The 18,704-nt window shown below is 42.4% G+C and carries 17 protein-coding genes and 1 riboswitch; of the genes, 15 read left to right on the top strand and 2 right to left on the bottom strand.

Going from position 1 to position 18,704, the window contains the following annotated elements; translation table 11 throughout:
- Positions 1–126: 126 nt before the first annotated feature.
- The 10 genes from KHM83_RS14400 (at position 127) to KHM83_RS14355 (ending at position 10,585) form a co-directional block, all read left to right on the top strand.
- Positions 127–924 (top strand): SDR family NAD(P)-dependent oxidoreductase, encoded by a 798-nt coding sequence (locus tag KHM83_RS14400; RefSeq protein ID WP_213237730.1) that lies wholly within the window; start codon positions 127–129, stop codon positions 922–924.
- A 99-nt stretch (positions 925–1,023) separates the two neighbouring features.
- Positions 1,024–2,223, top strand: coding sequence for a sensor histidine kinase (locus tag KHM83_RS14395; RefSeq protein ID WP_213237729.1), 1,200 nt, complete (start codon positions 1,024–1,026; stop codon positions 2,221–2,223).
- Positions 2,223–2,873, top strand: coding sequence for a response regulator (locus KHM83_RS14390; protein WP_213237728.1), 651 nt, complete (start codon positions 2,223–2,225; stop codon positions 2,871–2,873). Before KHM83_RS14395 ends, KHM83_RS14390 begins: the two co-directional genes overlap by 1 nt.
- 149 nt (positions 2,874–3,022) lie before the next feature.
- Entirely contained in the window at positions 3,023–3,910 is an 888-nt protein-coding gene (locus KHM83_RS14385) for an SPL family radical SAM protein (protein WP_213237727.1), read from the top strand.
- Between the two features lie 128 nt (positions 3,911–4,038).
- Positions 4,039–4,214, top strand: a riboswitch (cobalamin riboswitch).
- 205 nt (positions 4,215–4,419) lie between these two features.
- Positions 4,420–6,096 carry an ABC transporter substrate-binding protein gene (locus KHM83_RS14380; protein WP_213237726.1) on the top strand — a complete coding sequence of 559 codons (1,677 nt, stop codon included), beginning with the start codon at positions 4,420–4,422 and terminating at the stop codon, positions 6,094–6,096.
- Positions 6,093–7,034 (top strand): ABC transporter permease, encoded by a 942-nt coding sequence (locus tag KHM83_RS14375; protein ID WP_213237725.1) that lies wholly within the window; start codon positions 6,093–6,095, stop codon positions 7,032–7,034. Before KHM83_RS14380 ends, KHM83_RS14375 begins: the two co-directional genes overlap by 4 nt.
- Positions 7,031–7,852, top strand: a complete 822-nt coding sequence (locus KHM83_RS14370) for an ABC transporter permease (protein WP_246543121.1) — start codon at positions 7,031–7,033, stop codon at positions 7,850–7,852. Before KHM83_RS14375 ends, KHM83_RS14370 begins: the two co-directional genes overlap by 4 nt.
- Positions 7,842–8,780 (top strand): ABC transporter ATP-binding protein, encoded by a 939-nt coding sequence (locus KHM83_RS14365; protein WP_213237724.1) that lies wholly within the window; start codon positions 7,842–7,844, stop codon positions 8,778–8,780. Before KHM83_RS14370 ends, KHM83_RS14365 begins: the two co-directional genes overlap by 11 nt.
- Positions 8,773–9,528 (top strand): ABC transporter ATP-binding protein, encoded by a 756-nt coding sequence (locus KHM83_RS14360; RefSeq protein ID WP_213237723.1) that lies wholly within the window; start codon positions 8,773–8,775, stop codon positions 9,526–9,528. Before KHM83_RS14365 ends, KHM83_RS14360 begins: the two co-directional genes overlap by 8 nt.
- A gap of 136 nt (positions 9,529–9,664) precedes the next feature.
- The gene (locus tag KHM83_RS14355) at positions 9,665–10,585 is read left to right on the top strand and encodes a class I SAM-dependent methyltransferase (RefSeq protein ID WP_213237722.1); all 921 of its coding nucleotides are present in this window, start codon (positions 9,665–9,667) and stop codon (positions 10,583–10,585) included.
- Positions 10,586–10,606: 21 nt separating this feature from the next.
- On the opposite strand, the gene KHM83_RS14350 is transcribed toward KHM83_RS14355, so the two are convergent.
- Positions 10,607–11,545: an AEC family transporter gene (locus tag KHM83_RS14350; protein ID WP_213237721.1), complete on the bottom strand. Its 939-nt coding sequence runs from the start codon at positions 11,543–11,545 to the stop codon at positions 10,607–10,609.
- Between the two features lie 244 nt (positions 11,546–11,789).
- Between KHM83_RS14350 and KHM83_RS14345 the strand changes: the two genes are divergently transcribed.
- The 5 genes from KHM83_RS14345 to recQ all read left to right on the top strand — a co-directional run bounded on the left by KHM83_RS14345 (position 11,790) and on the right by recQ (position 17,513).
- The gene (locus KHM83_RS14345; RefSeq protein ID WP_213237720.1) at positions 11,790–12,797 is read left to right on the top strand and encodes a threonine ammonia-lyase; all 1,008 of its coding nucleotides are present in this window, start codon (positions 11,790–11,792) and stop codon (positions 12,795–12,797) included.
- A gap of 289 nt (positions 12,798–13,086) precedes the next feature.
- Positions 13,087–13,881: a transporter substrate-binding domain-containing protein gene (locus KHM83_RS14340; protein WP_213237719.1), complete on the top strand. Its 795-nt coding sequence runs from the start codon at positions 13,087–13,089 to the stop codon at positions 13,879–13,881.
- A gap of 90 nt (positions 13,882–13,971) precedes the next feature.
- Positions 13,972–14,676 carry an amino acid ABC transporter permease gene (locus KHM83_RS14335; RefSeq protein ID WP_213237718.1) on the top strand — a complete coding sequence of 235 codons (705 nt, stop codon included), beginning with the start codon at positions 13,972–13,974 and terminating at the stop codon, positions 14,674–14,676.
- On the top strand, positions 14,660–15,406 hold the full coding sequence (locus KHM83_RS14330) for an amino acid ABC transporter ATP-binding protein (protein ID WP_213237717.1): 747 nt from the start codon (positions 14,660–14,662) through the stop codon (positions 15,404–15,406). Before KHM83_RS14335 ends, KHM83_RS14330 begins: the two co-directional genes overlap by 17 nt.
- Positions 15,407–15,704: 298 nt before the next feature.
- Positions 15,705–17,513 (top strand): DNA helicase RecQ, encoded by a 1,809-nt coding sequence (gene recQ, locus KHM83_RS14325; protein WP_213237716.1) that lies wholly within the window; start codon positions 15,705–15,707, stop codon positions 17,511–17,513.
- A 124-nt stretch (positions 17,514–17,637) separates the two neighbouring features.
- On the opposite strand, the gene KHM83_RS14320 is transcribed toward recQ, so the two are convergent.
- Positions 17,638–18,483 carry a DegV family protein gene (locus KHM83_RS14320; protein WP_213237715.1) on the bottom strand — a complete coding sequence of 282 codons (846 nt, stop codon included), beginning with the start codon at positions 18,481–18,483 and terminating at the stop codon, positions 17,638–17,640.
- Positions 18,484–18,704 lie beyond the last annotated feature (221 nt).

The raw sequence follows: 18,704 nt of genomic DNA, 5'->3' as shown, positions 1-18,704 counted from the left end.
ATGTTTAGTAAAATCAAGGGAAGGTGTCTGTGATCCATCTGAACTATAGATTTGAAATTATCAAAGAACATTCGGGGCGGTAATTGAACCGTTACCCTATATTTATCTTACAAGGAGGAAAGAAAAATGAAAGTAAATGGTAAAGTAATCGTCGTAACGGGCGGCGGAAATGGTATGGGAAGACAAATTACACTGCAATTATTGGAAAAAGGCGCACATGTTGCCGCTGTTGATGTCAATATGAAAGGGTTAGAAGAAACGAGAGATTTAGCAGGCAATGACCGCAATCTCACACTACATCAAGTGGATATTACGGATAAAGAACAAGTACAAAACTTAGTAGCAAAAGTTATTCGCGCACACGGCGTCGTAGACGGGATTATAAACAATGCAGGGATTATTCAGCCGTTTATTAATGTTTCAGATGTATCTGATGAAATCATCGACCGCATTATGAATGTCAATTTTTATGGCACACTCTATATGGTAAGGGCATTTCTGCCGGAATTATTGAAAAGACCGGAGGCACATGTTTTGAATGTATCGAGCATGGGCGGTTTTTTCCCGGTTCCCGGTCAAAGCATCTACGGCGCCTCGAAAGCGGCTGTCAAACTCATGACAGAAGGCATGGCCGCAGAATTAAAAGATACAAATGTCTCTGTATCTGTTGTCATACCGGGCGGCATCGCGACAGATATCAAAAAGAACTCCAATATTGTGTCAGATACAAGCAAAGATGAAAAAACCAAAGAGAACAGCAAGATCATTCTAACGCCTGAAAAGGCCGCCAGCCTTATTATTGAAACAATGGAGAAAAACCTAACCATTGCTTATATTGGCAAGGATAGTAAACTCATGAACGGTCTTTATAAGTTAAGTCCGAAATTTGCAGGCTATTTAATTGGAAAGGTACTGCAACATTAAGGTAATCCTTTCAGTTAGCATTAAGGTAATCCTTTCAGTGTGCAAAGAATTCATTTATAATAGTGTTAGCAAAGAAATTCGTTTTGAAGAGGGGCTGAAATGAAAACAGCATTACCGAAATCATTGATGAATGATTGGCTAGACAGCAGTAAGCGACCCACACTTGCCATGATTGTATTTGTACATGTCGTCACCCTCTGGCTTCAGGGGCCAGAGGTGGTAACGAAAGAAACTTATAGTGGCTTTACCATCGTGCTCATCATGTTTGCAGCCATTTACGTGCATAAAGATCGGTTGTTTAAAAGACGGAAATGGCTGTATTTTGTTATACAGGGGACAATAGTCTTTGACTGTGCTGTCATTATGGGTTCTGGTTTTGAAACCGTTTACATTGCGCTTTTACCATTGCTCGTGTATGAAAGCCTCTTTACTTATGGCAAGATGAGTTATGTGTTTCTGACGGCAATTCCCTACTATGGTATTTTCTCAGGGCTTATTATTTATATTGATGGTCTGGAGGCACTTAAAGCCTATTTGCCGATTCTCGGTTTTGTTACCTTTGCCGTAGGAACTTTCAACGTCATGTATCAAAACCAAGTAGAGCTTCGCATTAGGTCACAGGCACTGGCAAGAGAACTTGAAATCGCCAATAGCCGCATTGAGGCAATGACATTGGAGCGTGAACGCGAGCGCGTCGCGCGTGACTTGCATGATACCTTATCTCAGGGGCTTTCGGCATTGGTACTTCAAATGGAAACCATGAAAGTCTACTTGGATATGGAAAAGACGGAAAAGGCGCAAAGTATTTTAGAGCAATCAACCAAACACGCCCGGCGTGTACTGGAAGAATCGCGTCAAGTTCTCAACGAATTGAGAGTTGAAGGCAGTGCACAGCAAGATGTTCGAATAGCATTAACCACTGAAGTTCAAAGATTTAATGAATTTTTTAACGGTGATATCAGTACAGAGATGAAAGAGCCCATTTACTTGGATCTGGAGACCATTCGGCAAATGAATTTTATATGCCGAGAGATTCTTACCAATATTGATCGCCATGCAAAGGCAAAGCACGTTACCATTGTCCTTCACGCCAACGATGAAGTCATGCAGCTTCGCGTTACAGATGATGGCGTTGGTTTTAATACGCGTTTTAGCTGGCGCGAGATTGGTCATTTTGGTTTACAGGGGATGTCGGAACGCGTGAAGGCCATCGGCGGAGAAATGGATGTTTTTTCTCGAAAACGAATGGGAACAACGGTCGATATCTCCATTCCAATAAAGAAAGGGGAGCTTTTGTGATGGTGCGTGTGATGCTGGTAGACGATCATGAAATCGTTAGGATGGGATTAAAGATGCTTCTGGAGACACTGGATAATTATGAGGTTGTCTGTGAAGCAGAAAATGGTCAAGAGGCATTGAATTGTCTTGCCAAACAGTCAATTGATCTTATTTTATTAGATTTGAAAATGCCCGTCATGGATGGGCTCTCCTTTCTTGATGCTTATCAGTCCAGTGATCATCGTGTTCCGGTGGTCATTCTGACGACGCTGGACGATCAGGAAAAAATAAAAAAAGGCATTGCGTTGGGCGCCAAAAGCTATATGCTGAAAGATGCTTCACGTGATACTTTACTAAGGACATTGGAGGCGGCGCTAAAAGATGAAATGCTGCTGACATCGGATGTGAGCAAGAAGCTGCTGGCATCAGAGGCGCCGCCTGAAATGACGGAGAACGTCGAAGACTTTGGTCTGACAGAGAGAGAACTTTTTATACTGGGATGCGTTGCGAAAGGTGAAACCAATAAATCCATATCAATTGACCTCGGTATCTCGGAGCGAACCGTCAAAGCACATTTAACCAATTTATATGCGAAAATGTCCGTTACTTCAAGATCTGAAGCCGTGGCAAAAGCACTTGCAAACCGCCTTATTCACGTACAGGGTGGTTAAAGTGCGTTATGCGCACCGTTAGGAATTAAATCGTTTAGACATAAAACGTCAATACGGCAATTCGTTACCAGGGAATACCGTTAATAGCACTAATCAATTATACGGCAAATTTATAAACAGTTATCGCTGATAAGGGTATGGAGTAGCGAATGGAATGGATTAAAGCGAAGTCAATTCTGTCCGGCTATGTTGAGGGCAACAGCTGGTTTGGAACAAATTATAATATGAATATTTACAGAGGGTGCAGCCATGGCTGTATTTACTGCGACAGCAGGAGCGACTGTTATCATGTGGAAAATTTTGATGTGGTCAGTGCCAAGGCGAATGCCCTGATGATGATTGAGCGAGAATTACAGTCAAAGCGCAAGAAGGGCGTTATTGGAACCGGTGCCATGAGTGATCCCTATAATCCGCAGGAAAAATTGTTTGAACTGACACGCGGCGCCCTAACACGCATTAACCGATATGGTTTCGGCATTGCCGTTGCGACGAAGAGTCATTTGATCACCCGCGATATCGACTTGTATCAGCAGATTGCACATCATTCGCCTGTATTGGCAAAGGTGACGATCACCACGGCCGACGATGCGTTATGTGCTAAACTGGAACCCAATGTCGCAAGGTCATCTGTACGTTTTGATGCCATAAAAAAGCTTTCGGATGCGGGAATCTTCACTGGGATTTTAATGATGCCCGTCTTGCCGTTTTTGGAAGATAATACGGAAAATATTCGGGCAATTGTCGATCTCGCACACCAGAATGGCGCAAAATTCATTTATCCTGCTTTTGGTGTGACATTGAGGCAAAATCAGCGCGTGTGGTTTCTCAATAAACTTGGGGAACAGTTTCCGGAAGTGAAACAGCAGTACCTCGATACATTTGGCAATGCCTATGAATGCAGATCGCCCAATGCAAAAGGATTGTGGCGTCAGTTTAAACACGACTGTGAAGAACGGGGGATTCTCTATCGCATGGCGGATATCGTTCATGCTTACAAGGCACCTTATACGGTTGAACAGCTGTCGTTTTTTGACTAGGCAACCAGTAATTTTTTATAATTGAGTGGTATCTTTTCGTGAAGTTGATCTCAAATAAAGGTTGTTGCTTCACAAAGTAAGTGAACTAATGTATAATGTGATCAAGTTATTGATAATCATATAACAATTGAATAATTTCATGTATAAGTGCTTAAACATTAAGGTAAAAGGGAATCGGGTTAAAATCCCGAACGGTCAGGCCACTGTAATTGTAGAGCGACTTTCAAATGCCACTGGGAAACCGGGAAGGTGAGAGAAGCGAAGACACATAAGTCAGGAAACCTGCTTATACAGGTGTGTATTTGATTTTCCAGTGAAGAATTAAATGCTAGAGGCAATGTGCTTTCGATGAATGATTTCAGCACGGTGTTTTTGCAGGTGAGCTTTGGTTTTTTTGGAACCAAAGTTTTTTTATTTGGCAAAAAGATTGATCTTAATCGATCAGTGAGACGCTCGGCGCTAAGGACACGGGAAAATCAAATCGTATTGATTGAAGGAGGGCGAACACAATGCAAGGATTAACAAAAATGAAAAAAAAGCAAAGCTATTTATGGATTATTTTGGCCATCGTAATGGTTCTGGGGGTAGCTGGCTGCAGCAATAACGATGTCAATGCAACAACTGATAAGCCTGATGAAGCGGCTGCTCAGGCTGCATTAAATGAAAACAACGAATCTGATCGGACAGCTGATGAAGAAGAGGATGATGAACAGGTTTCTGACGTTGCTGATGCGGAAATTGTTCTGGCGGGAACAAGAAACATTGCACCTGGTGAAAACGATGCCTACTATTGCAGTTCAATACTCATGGTTTGGGAACCGTTGATCGCCAGTGACGAAAGTGGTGCTCCGATCCCAAAACTCGCGGCATCATACAGCGCCAATGAAGATTACACGATTTGGACTTTTCAATTGAAAGAGGGCGTTTCGTTTCATGATGGTGAACCGTTTAATGCAGATGCTGTGATTGCGAATTTTGATCGGATGAAACTCGGTGAAAAATCTTCGAATTTCTATACGATGAACATTGATACGACCTATCCGGGGCTGGAAAAAGTAGAAAAGTTAAGTGACTATGAAATCCAATTGGTATTTGCGTCACCTTTGCCAACACTAGATTATGCAATGACGAATTTTGGCAGTGCAATGTACAGTCCGAAAAACTTTGATGCAGAAGGCAATTTTAACGGGTTGCCAATGGGAACAGGACCATTTAAACTCATTGAAAACGTACTTGATTCTTATACAGTTATTGCACGTAACGACGATTATTATGGCGATAAAGCGCAAATTGCGCAAATTCGTATAAAAGTGATCCCTGATCCTGATACGCGTTATTCAGCACTTAAATCAGGTGAGGTGATGGGGGTGCTTGACTTGGGTGCTATTCAGCCGGTCATGGCGATGTCGCTCGTAGAAACCGGCGATTTTGATATTTCCTATACGCCAAGTACCATTACGCATTATATCATTGTCAATGGGAATAAATTTCCATTTAACGATGTGAGAATGCGCCAAGCAGTTAGCTTGCTAATTGACAGAGAGCTGATTTTAGATAGTTTTTATGCAGGACTTGGGTACCCTACGGTAAATGTTCTCAATCAAATGACACCTTTTTATGAAGCATTCGATATTCCGCATGATGTTGAAAAGGCAAAATCGCTTGCCAAGGAAGTACTTGGAGATGAACGAGTCTCAGTTGCATTGGTATTGAGAAGCGGTGAATTAAATCGCTATCCCAATAAAGAAGAAGCGGAACTGCTTCAAGCACAACTAAAGGAAATCGGCGTTGACGCAGAAATAACAATATTGGATAATGCGGCATGGAGTGCGGCGGTAAAAGAGGGGGAATATGATCTTTCGCTCAAAATTAAAGGCCTTTCCAGTGCTGAACCCGTCAGCCTATTTTCGAGCATGATGAAGACTGATAATAGCTTAAATAAATCATGGAGCTTTGGTTACAGTAATACAGAGGTAGATAAGTTAATTGAAGATGTCTCTGGAGAACTCGATATGGCAAAGAGAGAAGCGATGTATAACCGTCTGCAAACAATCGCGGTGGAAGAGCTGCCGGTTATTCCGTATTTCAATGATGTGACACTGGTTGCGTTTAATAAAAAGATTGAAGGTTACGAAGCGGTCAACTATGGTGTAACCCTCGACAAGGTACATTGGGCAGGGCAATGATACACTATTTCTTAAAACGGGTAATTAGTCTATTGCCCGTGTGGATTGGTATTACCATTTTTGCATTCTTCTTAGGCTTGGTTTCGCCTGGGGATCCCGTATACCTATCCTTAACCCGTGATGGAATAACGGAGCCCAGCGAAGCCATGGTCAATGCCAAAAGAGCTGAACTTGGTCTGGATTTGCCTTATCATATTCAATATGTCAATTGGATTAATCGCGTTATAAGAGGTGATTTTGGCAAGTCAATCTATGACAACGAAGAGATTAAAGCAGAGATGCTGCGAAGGATGCCGGTTACATTAAAGCTGGCATTCAGCGCTTTTGTGATAACAGTGGTTGCTGGCCTTGGTATTGGAGCAGTTATGGCTGCCACAAGGGATACGATCCTTGATCGATTTCTAAGGCAATTATGTACACTAATGGTATCCATACCAGGATTTTGTATGGCGATTATTTTAATCGCCATTTTTTCTGAATGCTTTCATCTGCTGCCAACGTCCGGTATGGAAGGCGTCAAAAGTTTTATCATGCCGTCACTCGTTCTTTCAATGGGAACCATTGGTACTTCTGCACGGCTCTCTCGGTCCAATTTTATTGGTGAAATATCAAAGCAGTACGTTTTAGTTGCCTCGGCAAAGGGCATGTCAAAATCGTTTATTGGTACTTGGCATATTTTTAAGAATGCGATGATTCCGATTATTACCTTCTTTGGGTTGTACTTTGCAGGTATTTTAGGTGGTTCTGCAGTCATCGAATCCATCTTTGCATTACCTGGAATGGGCAGTTATGTTATTGACGCTATCTACAATAGAGATTATTTTATCATACAGGCGTTTGTTCTGCTGACTGGCACCATTTATGTACTGAGTAATTTGCTGATTGACATGTTGTATTTTTTAATCAATCCTAGGATGAAACAGGGAGATTCGCTATGAAAATGAAGCGAATGGAAGCAATGCCTTTTATGATACTTGGTGCAATCGTGCTGATCACTATTTTAGCACCATTGTTAGCACCATTTGATCCCGAGATGATTGACATGCAAAATCGATTGTCAGCCCCTACAGCAGCCCATATTTTGGGGACTGATTCCTTGGGACGCGACACATTTAGCAGAGTGTTGTATGGTGGTAGACAGTCTATTTTACTGGCATTTGCTGCGACGCTGATTTCAATGGGGATCGGTACAGCAGTCGGGTTTGTGGCAGGTTACTATGGCGGTAAAGCAGATCTTTTGATTACGGGTATTTCCAATGTCTTTTTAGGGATTCCCGGCGTCAGTATTATGGTTGCATTTGCAGGAGTCCTCGGACCCGGGATGAATAGTTTGCTGATTGCCGTAACAGTGAATTCGTGGGTTGGTTTTTCACGTATTGTCCGCGGTGAGGTGATGCAGCTGAAGCATGCTAATTTTATAGAAGGCATGAAAAGTGTTGGTGCAAGTGACGGGTGGATCTTTATTCGCCATGTTTTACCCAACTTATCAGATAGTTTAATCATTTTATTTGCAACAAAAGTTGGTTCAGTGGTTTTGAGTGTTGCTTCATTAAGCTACTTGGGATTGGGACTTCAGCCGCCCGCGCCAGATTGGGCGATTATGATTAGTGATGCCAGACCCTATTTTCGGGAACACCCACTGTTGATGGCAGCACCGGGTGCAGCCATTATTACTTTTGTTTGGAGCGTTCATGCGATTGGTGATTATATGAGAGACAAACTGGATGTCAATAAAGGAGCAAATGATGCATTATGATATTCAAATGGCAGATGTCACCATTGAATTTGCTTTAAAATCAAAGCGGGTATCGGCAGTTGATCAGGTTAACGTCACATTTAAGGCGGGAAAGATCACAGGCGTTATTGGTGAAACAGGCAGTGGAAAGTCCGTATTGGGAATGTCGATTTTGCAGCTCTTGCCCAAACAAGCGTGTATTTCAGGCACATGCTTTTTTGGACATAAAGATTTATACGCGCTGGACGCAGAGTCGATGCGTAAAATACGTGGACAAGAGATCGGTTTAATCGTCCAAAATCCCAATGAAGCTTTAAATCCTGTTCGAACGATAGGACGTCAGCTCATGGAACCGTTGATTAAGCATTTTGATGTTTCACGCACGGAAGCTCGAAAAACAGTTGAAGCGCATCTAAGGTGTTTTGGGTTTGAAATGCCCAAAAAAGTGATGCAGCAGTACACTTTTCAGATGAGTGGCGGCATGAATCAGCGACTAATTGCCATTATGGGCTTGATCTGTCACCCGAGCTGGCTAATTGCAGATGAACCGACAAAGGGATTAGACGCTATATTGCGACGGAGTATCTATGATGTCTTCTGGGAGATTCGCCAACATTATACCCAAAGCATGATTGTCATCACACATGATCTTTTTTTTGCCAAAAAACTATGTGAGCAAATTGTCGTGATGTATCAAGGTGAAATTGTTGAAATTGGTGAGGCAAAGAAAGTATTGACAACGCCGTTGCATCCTTATACAAAAGGTTTGCTTATGGCAACGCCGAAAGCAGGTATGACGCCAATACCGGATCATCTGAACCCATCCCATGAGAGCAGGTGCAAATTTTATAGCAGATGTCAGTTTGCCAGTGCTAAGTGTAAAGTCCAATTCGTCGAACTGCGTGAGATAGATCCCGACACAATGGTGAGGTGTATTTTGTATGATTGAGTTGAAGCATGTCACAAAGATATTTAAACAGGGGCTTGGACAGACGCAAATAGCGCTGGATAATGTGTCATTTGACATTCCTCAGGGCACAATTATGGGGATCGCAGGCAACAGCGGCTGCGGCAAATCGACGCTGGCACGTGTGATGATGGGGTTAATACCGCCGACAAGCGGCAGTGTACTGCTTGATGGTAAAGCCGTTAGCAGCTATTCCAGAAAAGAACGAAGCCAATCTATTCAAATGATCTTTCAGCATCCTGCACAATCATTTGACCCCAAGATGATGTTTGAACATTCCTTGATGGAGGCGCTAAAAGTTAGTCAGCGTATTGACCGTGATAAATTTAATGCTGCGATTCGAGAAATGCTCAGCCAAGTTGACTTATCAGAGACATTGTTGCATCGATATCCGCATGAAGTCAGTGGTGGGGAAGCACAGCGGATGGCAATTGCGAGAGCACTGTTGCTGAAACCAAAAATAATGGTAATGGATGAGGGCACTTCAATGCTGGATGTTTCCGTACAAGCGAAGCTCTTTGACGTTTTAACAACGGCACAAAAAAGGACGGGTATGACGATGATTTTGATTTCTCATGACTTGGAAGTAATCTCGAAAACGTGTCAAACGCTTGCCGTAATATATTGTGGAAGCGTCGTTGAGCAAGGGACAACAGAACAACTGCTGACGCGTCCAAAGACGGCTTATGTTAAAAAACTTGTCGAAGAATTCGCTTTTTTTGATATTTGAGGAAATTGCATAATCGCTTTTCGTTGATCCTTCACTAGAATGTTGTGAAGAGATTATTATTTGAATGATGCAATTGACTCATCTAATGTGTTTTTAAAATTTAAGACGGTGATTATGTTAATGGAGACGAAAAAAGATGGAAAATAGAAGTGCGTTTATGACATTAATGAAAAAACATGATGTGGATTTTAATCAGATATGGCGTGAGACGTTAGCGTTAAAACCTGGTATACATGCTGATAGAGCATTTTCAGATGAAAAGGAAACGGCATTTTGGGAAACATACAGCGAAAAGTACGATGGGATCCCATCTCTATATGATGATGCTCCAGAGCTGCTTGATTATTTAATCAGTATTGTTGGAGAAGGAAAGAAGTTACTTGAATTTGGGTGTGGCACAGGTAAATTCACCATTCCATTGTCACGCAGAAGTCAAGCCATCACGGCAATTGACTTCTCTCAGCATATGCTCCATAAGCTCATGATGAAAATCGAAAGTGAGCGCATCCCAAATATTAACTGCTGCCGGAGCAAATTCGAAACCTTTGAGATCAATGATGGCGCACCGTTTGATAGTATCTATGCTGTCAATGCCAACTATCGGATTATCGACATGGAATCGGCGTTAAAGAAGATGAACAATAGCGTTCGAGAAAATGTCGTCCTTATATGGACGATGCAGCGTCATATGTTTGATCAAGTTTTGAATCAGTTCTCTGTCAAAGGAATTGAGCGGTGTCAGGAATACATATACCTGATTAATTTGCTTTACAGTTTGGGAATTGATCCACAGTTAACGATTAAGACAGTCACGAAATCTATGGCACTTGAATCGCCGGAAGCGTCTTTGAAAGCATTAAAAGAAATATGTAATGAGCATCATTTACCCTATCAGGACGCAAAGAAAATATTTGAAAGCGCCATTATTGTAAAAGAGGGCATAAGCTATTATCAGCGTCAGCTTCAAGTGGCTTTTATCCATTTCAAACCGACATTTCGCTTCAAAGAAGCGCATGAGGATGTGCATGAGGATGTGCAAAACGTTTCTGAGCACTAACATTTTTTGACAAGGTCGCCTTTAACCGATCCATTGACTGGATATTTCAAAAAAAGTGATCAATCCCGGTAATGTAATGATCGAAGAAATGGTTGACAGTGCAATGACTTGTGTAGAGAAAAGATAATCGGTTTTATAAATTTGGGCGAACATCGCACTAATGATGGCAGTTGGTGCAGCGACGCCAACGAGCAGTGTGATTTTTGCCGTCATTTCAAGCGGAATAAAGTAAAGAACGAGCATTGAAACCGCCGGTATAAGGAGCAGGCGCACCAGTGAAACGCGCCATGCCGCCCAGTTTTTTAAGCTGTCAATTAAGTTGAGCTGCGCGAGGAAACAGCCGAGGACGAACATTGCAATTGGCGTGTTGAGCTGTGCAATGTAGCTAACAGTCGTGTAAACAGTGTCTGGCAGTTTAACCGGTGAACAGAACAGTGCAACACCGATATACATTCCGACGATTCCCGGATTGAGCAGAATTTTTTTTAGGCTGAACTGATACTTATCCCCCTCGAGGAGAAAAACGCCATATGTCCAGACGACGACTGCCATGCAGACGATATGTCCCGTTGCTAAAAACACGCCGTAATCGCCAAACATCGCATTGAGCAGCGGCAGTGCCATAAACCCATTGTTTGAAAAAATGGCACACATCTGGCGATCTGCGTAATTGTCGAATTTTCCGGGACCATATAGAAATCGTGAAATGGTAACGGCGACTAAGAACATGAGGATTGCAGAGAGAAAAGTAATCCCAAGTGTTTTGGCCATGTTAATGTCAAATGCGCGCTGAAATGAGGCGACAATTGCACAGGGAATGACGAATTTGGACAGCAGGTTTGACATGCTCTGTGTCGTATCGTTATTAAATATACGATAACGGTACAGTGCGTAACCGGCGGCAACGAGCAGCGCCATAATAACCATTTGATTCAGTACGATTAGTCCATTAGTAAACATAGAATAGGCTCCTTTTAAAATGTCATTTCTATCATATCGCATTTTTGATAAATTGTGCGCAGTTAATTAAAATAAGTTAATATTTTATACAAATACATTTTTATGTATTTTATTTTACCGCAAGATGCACTATAATAATGATGATAAATGAATGGCGGCTAATTTCTTCGACAGTGATTAGCGGCTTTTTTTTGAGACGGTGGCGATGAGACACTGTACAAAGAGATGAAAAGGGGCAAAACGATTGACTGAACAAGGATTGAAGGCAATAAAACTTTCAGATATAGAAGCTGCTTATCAACGTATTAACGCATATATTTATAAAACGCCACTGGAGAAATCACATTATTTGAGCCGAGAGGACCGAGCGATTTTTCTAAAACTTGAATGTCAGCAAGTTGGAAAATCATTTAAAATAAGAGGTGCGGCAAATAAGCTCAATCTTTTGACAAAGGCGGAAATTGAAAAAGGTGTTGCCACAATTTCATCGGGCAACCACGGCATTGCCGTTGCTTATGCAGCTGCTAAGCTCGGCATTTCGAAAGTTCGAATCATTGTGCCGGAAACGACGCCTGAAAGCAAGCTTGAAAAAATAAGATTCTATGGCGGCGAAGTTGTTTTGCTGGGTAACAATTATGACGAAGCGCATATGATGGGAATGGCCTATATTGATAAATACGGCATGGTCTATATTGACGGCGGTGATTTTGACGCTGATATTTATGCGGGACAGGGGACGGCGGCACTTGAAATTATGGAACAGAATCCGCTGATAGATGCCATTTATGTTCCTATTGGCGGCGGTGCTTTCGCCATCGCGTCAGCGGTTGCTGCGAAATCCGTTAATCCAAATGTAAAAGTTTATGGTCTTTATTCAGAAGCGTGCCCTGCTTGGCTTGAATCAATCGAACAGGGCAAATGCCTTGTGACTTATGACAGTGCACCTTCTATTTGCGAAGCGATGGTCGGCGGTATTGGCGCGTTAGCTTTTGAGATGCGTCACTGGTTAGATGGTGCTTTTGAAGTGAAGGAATCGATCATTCGTGAAGCACTTTGCCATGCTGTTCTCAATGAAAAAATTGTTGTGGAAGCTTCAGGCGCCGTGCCGATTGCAGCTGTAATGCAATATGGTGATAAATTACCGGGAAAACAAATTGCCTTGATCTTAAGCGGCGGCAATGTAGACAGTTCACTGCTACAGTGTACTTTGGCGGATCATTTATCAATAAATCAATCAACTAGCCATCAATAAAGCTATCAATATATGATCAATAAAGAAAACGTCATTTCATGACATGCTATTATTTTTTGATGAAATTTGTTTAAAGTTATGAAAACCATGTATTAATAGTTGGAAGATTTGCATCCGGCTATCGGTTTAACACCATAAATAAGGCAATTGTATCATTACTTTTCGTTGATCCTTCATGTCAAGTAGGTTGAATTTTAGTACAATAATACTGTTGCGTATTGTCGTGAAAGGATTAAAACTTGAATGATGTAATTGCCTCAAATAAGTTAGAATTAAGGAGAAATGGGTTATGAAGAAGTTTGTAATATTGTTATTGACATTTGTCATGTTGTTTAGCATGACAGCATGCGGTGCTAAAGAAGAAGCGGCACCAGAAAAGACGAAACTAGTCCTTGGCACATCTGCGGATTACCCGCCTTTTGAATTCATCGTTTTAGATGATAACGGCGATCAGGAATACGCAGGGATTGATGTTAGCTTTGCAAAGAAAATTGCAGATGATATGGGACTTGAACTCGAAATTGTCAACATGAGTTTTGACAATCTGATGGCATCGCTGCAAAAAGGGGAGATCGATATGGTGATTGCAGCCATTGAAGCGAGTGAAGAGCGTGCAGAAGTCGCTGATTTTTCCGATCCGTACTATACGGATCTTCCGCCGATGGTTGTGACAAAAGCTGAAAATGTAGGCGATTATACATCGCTTGAAAGCTTTGACGGCAAAACCGTTGGTGCACAAATGGGAACGACTAAAGCGGATATCGTTTCAAATGATATGATGGGTGCAAACCTTGTCACCATGTCAACGGTGACAGATCTTGTCAATAACGTCGTTTACGACAAATGTGATGCCATCGTTCTTGACGGCGCCGTCGCACAGCAATATGCTGAAAATGATGATAATCTTGCAATTGCAGAGGTTAGCCTCGGCGAAGCATATCCTTACTGCGTCGCAGTACAAAAAAATGATCCACTTGGGCTGCTCGAATCAATTAATACAACTGTAGCAGCTGTTACAACTGACGGTTCAATGGATACGTGGATTCAAGAAGCAAATGATTTAAGTGATCAAGCGATTGAATAATAAAATGAATGAAGTATTGTGTATGACGCATGAACGCCGAATGACGTTCATGCGTTTACAACAATGATCGAATGCTTGGAAAGGATTATTATGTCTCCGACGAGTTTTTTTAACTTATCTTTTTTACCTAAATATACGTCTTTTTTCATTAAAGGTGTTGAATACACACTCTTAATTTCCATTGTATCTGTTTTAATCGCCGTCATTCCGGCACTGCTGCTGGCATTGATGCGACTAAGCAAATCACGGGTTATTAGAAGTATTTCCGGCATATACATTGCCATTTTTAGATCGACGCCGCTGCTCGTTCAATTGGCACTTGTTTATTATGGCCTTTTTAATTTGGTGAAAATACCGTCGTATCATTTATTTGGTTTTATCAATCTCGCCATGTTTATTCCGGGGGTTGTTGCATTGGCACTCAACAGTGCTGCCTATGTTGCAGAAATTTTTAGAGCGGGCATTCTCGCAGTGGACTCTGGACAGAATGAAGCGGCAAGGAGTCTCGGGCTTCCGGCATCAGCTTCTATGCGATATGTCGTATTGCCTCAGGCGATTAAAAATATTCTGCCGGCGCTTGCCAATGAGGTAATCACTATGGTCAAAGAATCATCCATTCTATCCACTTTGGGCATGATGGAGCTGATGTGGGCGGCAAAGACCGTTTCCGCAACGACCTATATTACCATTGGCCCTTATGTCCTTGCGGCACTCGTGTATTTCACCATCAATTATCCTGCAAGCAAGGCAATTGATGCGATAGAGAGGAGAATGAGACGTGGCGACAAGCGATAAACTCATTTCGGTAAAACAATTATCAAAGACGTACAATAAAGGTGAAGTGGTTGCCCTCAATAACTGTAATATCGATATTTACCGTGGTGAGGTCGTTGTGATTATCGGGCCTTCCGGTTCGGGTAAATCGACGCTGTTACGCAGTTTAAATATGCTTGAGGCGCCGACGAAAGGCGATATTTTCTTTGAAGGTGTCAATTTGGCAGACAAAAAAGTCAACATTGATTTACATCGTCGCCGTATGGGCATGGTATTTCAGCACTTCAACCTCTTTCCGCATATGACGGTTTTGCAGAATATCACACTGGTGCCGACAAAACTCAAAATCAAAACGCAGGCTGAAGCAAATAAAACGGCGTATGCCCTGCTAGAGCGCATTGGTCTTTCTGATAAAGCCAATGAATACCCTTCGATGCTTTCGGGTGGACAAAAACAGCGCATTGCCATTGTGCGCTCACTGGCGATGAACCCTGAGGTCATGCTCTTTGATGAGCCGACGTCGGCGCTGGATCCTGAAATGGTCGGCGAAGTCCTTTCGCTGATTAAAGACCTTGCTAAAGAGGGGATGACCATGGTCATCGTGACGCATGAAATGGGATTTGCCAAAGAGGTGGCAACGCGCGCCGTCTTTATGGCGGATGGTGCCATTTTAGAAGAGAATACGCCTAAAGCACTTTTTGATCAGCCTGTAGATCCAAGGCTGAAAGATTTTCTTTCAAAAGTGTTATAACGGAAAGTTCACTGATTTTTGAATTTTGGTTAAAAGTTGTGTTTTGGACTTGAAACATAACAGATCGGTCGATAGAATGAAACTGGGCTCAATCATATACGTTCATATACGTTGATTGGGCACAGTTTTTTTACATAGCATTACAGATAGCTTGCAGCAGATAGTTTGACTTTTCAAAACGGTACATTGGTGAAGACAACACGATGAACGCGCAAGGGTTCGATGACATTTATCAACACATACATGACACATTTATAAAGTGATAGACGCATGTGACATCATATTAAAAGGAGCTGACATGGAAACACTGTTAAAACGATACTTTGGATATGAGACATTTAGAGAGGGACAGGCAAGTATTATTGAGCAGGTGATCGGTGGTCGTGACGCATTGATTATTATGCCGACCGGCGGTGGCAAATCGCTTTGCTACCAGATCCCGGCGCTTCAGAAGGAAGGCATGACCATCGTTATATCACCACTTATAGCCCTGATGAAAGATCAGGTGGAAAATCTGATTCAAAATGGTATCGCTGCGACATTCCTCAATAGTACATTAAGCCAATCAGCGCTGAATGAGCGTATCTATGAACTGGAAAACGGTCGGTATAAACTGCTCTATGCGGCACCGGAAGCCCTGTCGACCCCTTATTTTAATAGACTCTGTCAGAAGCTGACCATTGACATGATTGCTGTGGATGAAGCGCATTGCATCAGTCAGTGGGGACATGATTTTAGGCCCAGTTATCGGGCGATTTCTGGATGGATAGAAACACTGCCAAAGCGCCCTGTTGTCGTGGCGCTTACGGCGACTGCGACTAAAGCAGTGCGAGAAGATATTCTTTTGCTTTTAAAACTACAAGACCCCTATGTCCATATTAATGGCATTAAACGGGAAAATCTTTTCTATGATGTTGTAAAGCCTGTTCACAAATACAATTATTTAAAAAACTGGTTAGCGAAATCGCCTGAAACACATACTGGAATCGTTTATGCCGCGACGCGAAAAACAGTCGAATCACTAACAGATAAACTGCGAAAAGATGGTTTTAATGCCTTGGCATATCATGCGGGGATGTCCGCCGAAGCACGCAATCAGACACAGGATGATTTTATGCAGGACAAAGTATCTATTGTCGTGGCAACCAATGCTTTTGGCATGGGCATTGATAAACCCGATGTGCGTTTTGTCATTCATTACAATATGCCAAAGAATATGGAAGCATACTATCAGGAGGCAGGACGTGCCGGCCGCGATGGACTTGAAAGCACGTGCCTGCTGCTTTACGATGCTTCGGATATCGTTAAGCAAAAACTGCTCATTCACCAAAGTACATCAGATACCGAAAGGCACCAGATCATGCTGGAAAATCTTCAAGCCCTTGTTCGTTACTGCCATACGAGTGCTTGCCTCAATGCAGAAATGATGCGCTACTTTGGTGAAACGGTTACGGAAGAGACTTGTGGATATTGCGGGAACTGCACGGACTTGACAGCTGCTGTTGACTACACTGTGGAAGCTCAAAAAATACTCTCTTGTGTTTACCGAGTGGGGCAGCGGTTTGGACTCAATGTTGTCATTGACGTTTTAAGAGGATCCAAGTCGCAGCGCATTATGGACTGGCATTTAGATGAAGTGTCTACCTATGGTATTATGCAGGATCGATCGGTTGCTGAAATAAAGGAATTGGCAATGTTTTGCATCGCTGAGGGATATCTTACCATGACGGCAGATACGTATCCTATTTTAAAACTCAACGCGATGTCACAGCGCGTTCTAAAAGGAAAGCAACGTGTATTAATGAAGCCGTCGAAACAATTTGAACGTGCAAAAATTGAGAAAACCGGCAGTAAGAAGACACGCAAAAAGAGCGGTTATGAAGGCGATTCGCCAGTACTCTATGAAGCATTGATCGCACTTCGCAAAACACTGGCAGAGGAAAAGGGTGTGCCGCTTTACATTATTTGTTCCAATGCTGTACTGGAAGCACTTGCAGATGAGCAGCCGTTAACAAAAGATGATTTTTTGACCATTAAGGGCATCGGTGAAAAGAAATTTGAAACTTATGGTGAGCGGATGATCGATGTGATTAAAGCTCACCAATAAACACCAATAAACACCAATAAACACCAATAAACATCAATAAATACTGATTAACACCAATGGGAACTTATTGCCTCACGGTAGCACCACTGCATAATCATTTTATCGCAACAGTCGTTGCGGTTGATTAATCGCTAAAGAAAAAGAGACCGATTCCGCCGATTCCCAGATGGCTGGCTAATGTGCTGCCAATTGAACTGATTGTTAATTCTGCGGTGCGGAAACGTTCTTTGATCATCGATTCAATGAGCAATGCATCGTTAAGGCTATCGGCATGTGTAATGCCAATGCGAGGCGAAGCCGTGTTTTCGATACGTTCAGTCATCATACTTAATAACTTCGCATAGGCGCGTTTTCGACCGCGTTCTTTACCGACCATTTCGATAAATCCCTCGCGAACGTTTAAAATGGGTTTGATCTTTAGAATTTGCCCGATGGTGCCTTCAAAACGATTAATGCGGCCGCCCTTGACGAGCCATGAGATATCATTAATGGTAAAGATATGCTGTATTTTTGAGATGCTGCTTTGAGCTTCTTGAATAAGTACTTCAAATGATGTTTTGGGATTTAGCTTTACGAGTGATTCGAGGATTAGCGCGGTAGCGGCAGAGCCCGATTTGCTGTCAATACATGTCATCTTAACATTCGGATATTTTTCTTTTAGTGCTTCAATGACCAAAGAGGCGGTTTGGCATGTACCGGAAAGTGCGCTGGAAAATGACAGATAGATAAAGTCCTGCTGTTTCTTGCAGCACGTTTCAAAGATGGAAAGCATTTTATAAGGGGTTGGCTGAGCCGTTTTAGGATAGATGCCGTTGCGCATGGCGTCGTAAACAGCTTCGGGTGTGATATCGATTTTATCGTCGTAGGAGTCTTCCCCCAGTGTTATGGAGAGTGGCAGCATTTCAATATGGTGTTCTGCAATATAGATTGGATTCACATCGCAAGTGCTGTCAATAATGAGTTGTGTCAAAAAAATCACCTGCCTATATGTTATTGTACTAGATGTCGAGAGGGACGATTTAACTTCAAAAAATGCATGATCGTACATGCAAAGTCGAACGCGATGTTACGCCAAGTATTATACGCCTATCCAGTCGGATTTTCAAGTGAACGACAATAGCCGGGGCAGCACTGTGATCGAAAAGCGTTTTAAAAGCTTGAGCGGTGAAAAGGCAGGCCAAATTAATATTT

The organism is Fusibacter paucivorans (assembly GCF_018390735.1).
Taxonomy (GTDB): Bacteria; Bacillota; Clostridia; order Peptostreptococcales; family Acidaminobacteraceae; genus Fusibacter; species Fusibacter paucivorans.
The sequence above is the reverse complement of the archived record's forward strand: the minus strand, read 5'-3'. Positions and strand labels throughout refer to the sequence as shown.